This window comes from Streptomyces sp. NPDC004561 (assembly GCF_053602155.1).
Genome location: NZ_JBSGDB010000514.1, coordinates 1 through 5,855, shown reverse-complemented (window position 1 = coordinate 5,855; position 5,855 = coordinate 1). Strand labels below are relative to the sequence as shown.

Here is a 5,855-nt window from a genome sequence, read left to right as displayed (position 1 = left end):
GTGAGGGTCTCCTGGTAGTCGCGCAGGGCTTCGGCGTCGCGTCCGTGGGACTGCGGCAGCGCCTGTGATCGGCGCCAGCGCACGCGACCGGCCGCGAGTCTCGCCATCAACCTCACCCTCAATGCCGGTTGGAGCTGGTTCTTCTTCGGTCTGCGCAGCCCCCAGGCCGGCCTGGTCGGCACCGTGCTGCTCGACCTCAGCAACGTGGAACTCATCCACCGCATGGCACGGACGGACTGGGCGGCAGCCAGAGTTCTGCTGCCCTACGCAGCCTGGTGCGACTTCGCCACAGCCCTGAACGGCTCCATCGCCCGGCAGAACCCGAAGGCAACCGCGGTGACGCGACACTCGCCGTGAAGAAGCTTGCGCTCCGGATCACCGCCGCCGACTCATGTTGAGGCTGCTGTGTACCGGGCAGACGGGACAAGAACCCATGGGTTGGCTGAAGGAGAGACCATGGCGCAGGACCCATCCCTCACGGCTGTCGGGTGGGCGCGTTCGTTGCCGATCAGCAGCGGGGCGAGGGAGGCCAGGGACTGGACGCGTACGCACATGATCACACTAGGCTGGCACCGGACAGCCCCAGATCTGGTGGACTCGGTCGTACTGGCCGTCTCGGAGTTGGTTACCAACGCCCATGTCCACGCCCGCAGCGCCGCGCAGCTCATCCTCACCTGGGACGAGGAATGCCTGCACGTGGCCGTACATGACGCCTCCAGGCAGTTGCCCCAGCAACGCCACGCGGACGACGGCGCCCTCGGGGGGCGCGGGCTGCTCCTGGTCCACCTAGCCTGCTGCGGTGGCTCCGTTCCCTTGGGCACCGTAGTGACCCTGGTAACCGTCGCGGACAGTTCCGTAGATCTCCAGGTCGGGGTGGCCGACCAATGCGGCATGATCGGCTCCGTGCGCCGTCCCGAGTAGAGCGTGGTCGGGCTACTCGGTGGGGTGAACAGGGTCAAAAGCCTCAGCCAGCAGTAGCACTTCAGGCTCTTCCCCACTGGTACGGGACGACGAAGCCGATGGCGCCGGGCCGCGCCTGGACCGATGTGGTCAGGGCGTGAACAGCATGCGTACCCGGTCCGATCGCGGCTCGCGCACTGCGCCCGCTCCCTCGAAGCCGTCCTGGAACGCTGGACCCGTGCAACGTCCTTGCCACCGGGCCATCGACTGCGTAGGGCCAGGTTGAAGCCCATTCCCCGAGCGTCGTCAGTTCCCCCTCGGCTCTCCGTGACTGCGCACGACTTCCTTCACCTTGGCCACCGCGAACCCCCAGCCCTGCTCGACGGTCGGCTTGGCCGGGACGGCGATCTCGTCGGGGTTGGTGAGGACGTCGAGCAGGACCGGGCCCGGACTGCCGAAGGCGCGTCGCACGGCGCTCTCCACCTCTGCCGGGTCCGTCACGCGGATGCCGGTGATGCCCATGGCCTCGGCCACGGCGGCGAAGTCGGGGTTGTCGAGCACGGTGCCGAACTCGGGCAGGCCGGCCTGCTCCTGTTCGAGTTTCACCATGCCCAGCCGACGGTTGTCGAAGACGACCAGCTTGACGGGAAGGCGGTACGTCTTGAGAGTCATGAGGTCGCCCAGGAGCATGCTCAGGCCGCCGTCGCCGCAGAAGGCGACGACCTGGCGCTCGCGGTCCAGGCTCTGGGCGCCCAGGGCCTGGGGCATGGCGTTGGCCATCGAGCCGAGGTTGTAGGAGCCGATGAGACGCCGTTCGCCGCGCATCTCGACGAAGCGCGAGAGCCACACCGTGGCCATGCCCGTGTCGGAGGTGAAGACGGCGTCCTCGGCCGCGATACGGTCGACGGCCGCGGCCAGCGCCTCCGGGCGTATGTCATGGGCGCGGTTGTCCAGCGCGGAGCGGATGCGGCCCACGAGGCCCTTGTCGTGCGCGGGGTCGGCGAGCCGGGCCTGTCCGGCGCGCCACTGGTCGAAGTGCTCGCGCGCCTTCTCCAGGTGCGAGCGGTCGCGTGCGCCCTCGGTACCCGCGGGGGCGGCGCTGAGGTGGTCCAGCAGGTCACGGACAGTGGCGCCGGTGTCCCCCACGAGGCCGACGTCGACCGACACCCGGCGTCCGATGTGGGTGGCCTCGGTGTCGACCTGGATCACGGTCCGCCCCTCGGGATACCAGTCCCGGTAGGGGAAGTCCGTGCCGAGCAGCAGCAGGGTGTCCGCGTCCTGGAGGGCCGCCGCGGCGGCGGGGTTGCCGATAAGGCCCGTCTGGCCGACCTGGAAGGGGTTGTCGTCGCCTTCGAAGCCCGCCTTGGCCTTGAGTGTGAGCACCATCGGTGCGGCCAGGCGGTCGGCGAGGGTCAGCACGTCCTCGCGGGCGGCGCGGGCGCCCTCGCCGACGAGCAGCGTGGCCCGTTCGGACCGGTCGAGGAGTTCCGCGGCGCGGCGGACGGCAGCCCCGTCCGGCCGGCTCACCGGAGGGGTCAGGGAGAACCGGGCGGGCCGGTCGGCGGTCAGTTCCCGCTCGCCCAGGTCGCCCGGCACGGTGAGGACGGCGACGCCCTTGCGGCCCAGTGCGTGGCGCACCGCCGTCTCCAGCATCTGCGGCAGCTGGTCGGGCGAGGTGATGGTCGCGCGGAAGACGGCCACGTCGCTGAAGAGGGCGTCGTTGTCGACCTCCTGGAAGTAGTCGCTGCCGAGTTCGGCGAGGGGTACCTGGCCGGCTATCGCCAGGACCGGGGCGTGGCTCTTGGCCGCGTCGTACAGGCCGTTGAGGAGGTGGACGGATCCGGGTCCGACGGTGCCCATGCACACGCCGAGGGTGTCGGTGAGCTGCGACTGGGCGCTCGCGGCGAACGCGGCCGCCTCCTCGTGCCGGCAGCCCACCCATTCAAGGTTCTCGGTGGTGCGGATGGCGTCGGTCAGGGGATTGAGCGCGTCTCCTACGACGCCGAAAACCTGGCGCACGCCGAGTTCGCTCAGCGCGTCCACGATGACGCGGGCAACAGTACGGGCCACGTGAGTCCTCCGGTTCAGACGGTGAAGTGGTCAGGGTCGGCGGCGTTCCAGTCGGTCGCCCAAGAGGCCGGTGGCCCGGCGAGCAACTGCCCGGGCTGGAGCCACTCGTACAGCTCCTCGTAGGAGCGCTCGGTGAAGGGGTCGACGCGCCGGCGGAGCATGTGCGGACGCAGCTGCGCGGGGTCGGTGACGCCCATGGACGCCATGATCTGCAACGCGCTGGCCACGGTCGCCTCCTGGAAGCGCTGGACGCGCGCGGTCTTGTCCGGAACGTAGAGGGCGCGGGCTCGGCGGGGGTCCTGCGTGGTGACGCCGGTGGGGCAGGTATTCGTGTGGCACCGCTGCGCCTGGATGCAGCCGACGGCGAACATCATCGCCCGTGCGGCATTGCCGTAGTCGGCACCCTGCACCATGCGTTTGACCAGGTCGGTGCCAGTGGCGATCTTGCCGCTCGCACCGATCCTGATCCGGTCGCGCAGGCCGGTGCCCACGAGGGCGTTGTGCACGGTGAGCAGCCCCTCGGTGAGCGGGGTACCCACGTGGTCCGCGAACTCCAGCGGCGCCGCACCAGTCCCGCCCTCGGCGCCGTCCACCACGATGAAGTCGGGCGCCGTGCCCTCCTCCAGCATGGCCTTGCACACGGCCAGGAACTGCCGCCGCGAGCCCACGCACAGCTTGAAGCCGGCGGGCTTGCCACCGGACAACTCGCGCATGCGGGCGATGAAGCGGACGAGTTCCCGCGGGGTGGAGAAGACCCGGTGGTACGGCGGCGAGACGACCGTCCGCCCCTCGGGCACGTCGCGGACCCGGGCGATCTCGGCGTTCACCTTGGCACCCGGCAGGACACCTCCAATGCCGGGCTTGGCGCCCTGCGACAGCTTCAGGGACACGCACTTGACGTGATCGTGTGCGGCCTTGTCGGCGAACTCGGCGGAGTCGAAGTCGCCGTCGGGCGTGCGGCAGCCGAAGTACCCGGTGCCGATCTCCCAGACGAGGTCACCGCCCGGGCGAAGGTGATACTCGGACAGTCCGCCCTCACCGGTGTCCTGGGCGAACCCCCCTGCCGCCGCGCCCCCGTTGAGGGCGAGGACGGCGTTGGCGGAGAGCGATCCGAAGCTCATCGCGGAGACGTTCAGCAGTGCCATGTCGTAGGGCCGGCCGCAGTCCGGACCGCCGATCCGCACGCGCGGCGGTTCCTTCGGCACCGGTCGCGGCGCCATCGAGGGGACCAGGAACTCGTAGCCGGGCTGGTACACGTCCCGTTCGGTGCCGTAGGGCTCCTCCGCGTCCGTGCCCTTGGCGCGCTCGTAGACGATGCTGCGCACGTCCCGGTCGAAGGGACGTCCGTCGTAGTTCCGCTCGATGAAGTACTGCTGCAACTCCGGACGTATGCGCTCCATGAGGAAGCGGGCATGGCCGAGCACCGGATAGTTGCGCAGCACCGAATGCCGGCGTTGCAGCAGATCCCACGCGCCCAGCAGAGCCAGCAGCATCACCGGTACGGCGACGAGCAACCACCGTGGGGAGATCCAGGCCGCCGCCAGGGACGCCAGTACACCTGCGACAAGAGTCAGGACGACGATTGCGATGCGTGTCACCCCTTGCTCATTGCCGGGCGATCGCTCTCCAGTCCTGGGAGACGTGCTCAGCTCGACCAGCGTCGGCGCGGGAGGCGTCCACCGGTGAGAGCGGCGCACGTTGCCGCCGACTCCGAAGTCCTACTTTGGCGTTCGACTCCGGTTTCAAAGGGTGACGATGCCTCTGGCCACAGGGGTGAGCCGCGTCGCCTCCGCACGGTCGGTGTCCCTCGCTCAAGCTGCAGCACTTGGCGCGCTCGGGGAGCACTGCAGGGCCACTTACACCCTGGCCGCGGATGCGCTGGCGCCCATATCTTCGAGCGCGTTGAAGACGACGGTTCGCCGCTCCAGCATGCCCTGAGACGTCCCGTATGGAGACCGCATACAGTTACCTGTCGGCAGCTCCGGGCAGCTTGGTGGGCATCGGGAGCGCGCCCGACATCAACATTCACGTGGTTCAGGATTCAGCACTCGGGGCGTGGAGGGGACAGGACCCTGGGCCTCATTCATCGCCCGTGGGGACACTCGTTCGACTGAATCCCCATGCCCCGGTCAACCATCCTTCGCCGACCGGGGCGTCCGCAGACGAGCGGGTCTGTGGGTGAATGCCGCGCCTGCGACCGCTCACCTAGGCCGTGTTTTAGAACCGAGCCTCTTACCACGCCTCGTGCCGTGATGATCTCGGTGTGGGGCGTGGAGATCTCTCGGACGAACAGTGGGCCGTGCTGGAACCGCTGTTGCCCGTTGCGCAGGTCGGCAGGCCCTCGACATGTCGACGCAAGCTGATCGACGGGATCCGCTGACGAGTGCGAACGGGTGCTCCCTGGCGGGATCTGCCGATGGAGTATGGACCGTGGCAGACGGTCTACGGGCTCTTCCGCCGCTGGCAGCGGGCTGGCGTCTGGCAGACGGTGCTGACCGGTCTGCAGGCCAGGGCAGATGCGGCGGGGCTGATCACGTGGGAGGTGAACGTCGACTCCACGATCTGCCGGGCTCACCTGCACGCGGCCGGCGCCCGCCGGGACGGGCAGGCCCAAAAAGGAGCCGCCCGGCGGAGTCGTCGCCGAGCCAGGAGACCATGGGCTTGGCCGGTCCCGAGGTGGCTGGACCACCAAAATCCACCTGGCCTGCGAACAAGGACAAAGGCCCTTGTCTCTTTTGGTCACCGCAGGACAGCAAGGTGACAGCCCGCAGTTCGTGGCCGTGTTGGAAGTGAGGTTCCCCCGCTGTGTGGGAGTGGCTGACTAGCTGGTCAGGGCGGGTTGACGTGGTTTCAGGTTCACTTGTTCGGCCGCTGCCTGGCTGGCG

3 protein-coding genes and 2 pseudogenes are annotated in these 5,855 nt (G+C 69.1%); 3 read left to right on the top strand and 2 right to left on the bottom strand.

What is annotated here, in order from left to right; translation table 11 throughout:
• Window positions 1-84: 84 nt before the first annotated feature.
• Window positions 85-357 (top strand): annotated as a pseudogene (locus ACWEN3_RS39395) (TspO/MBR family protein); the annotation flags it as partial.
• 99 nt (window positions 358-456) lie between these two features.
• Entirely contained in the window at window positions 457-921 is a 465-nt protein-coding gene (locus tag ACWEN3_RS39390; protein WP_452981428.1) for an ATP-binding protein, read from the top strand.
• A 285-nt stretch (window positions 922-1,206) separates the two neighbouring features.
• On the opposite strand, the gene ACWEN3_RS39385 is transcribed toward ACWEN3_RS39390, so the two are convergent.
• Both ACWEN3_RS39385 and ACWEN3_RS39380 read right to left on the bottom strand, forming a co-directional pair.
• Window positions 1,207-2,970 carry a thiamine pyrophosphate-dependent enzyme gene (locus ACWEN3_RS39385; protein WP_452981426.1) on the bottom strand — a complete coding sequence of 588 codons (1,764 nt, stop codon included), beginning with the start codon at window positions 2,968-2,970 and terminating at the stop codon, window positions 1,207-1,209.
• Between the two features lie 14 nt (window positions 2,971-2,984).
• Window positions 2,985-4,568, bottom strand: a complete 1,584-nt coding sequence (locus tag ACWEN3_RS39380) for an FMN-binding glutamate synthase family protein (protein WP_452981423.1) — start codon at window positions 4,566-4,568, stop codon at window positions 2,985-2,987.
• A gap of 665 nt (window positions 4,569-5,233) precedes the next feature.
• Here ACWEN3_RS39380 and ACWEN3_RS39375 point away from each other — a divergent pair.
• Window positions 5,234-5,774, top strand: a pseudogene (locus tag ACWEN3_RS39375) (IS5 family transposase); the annotation flags it as partial.
• Between the last annotated feature and the right edge of the window lie 81 nt (window positions 5,775-5,855).

Coding starts and splice junctions, on each gene's coding strand:
- ACWEN3_RS39390 (WP_452981428.1), top strand. CDS start 457: ATGGCGCAGGACCCATCCCTCACGGCTGTCGGGTGGGCGCGTTCGTTG.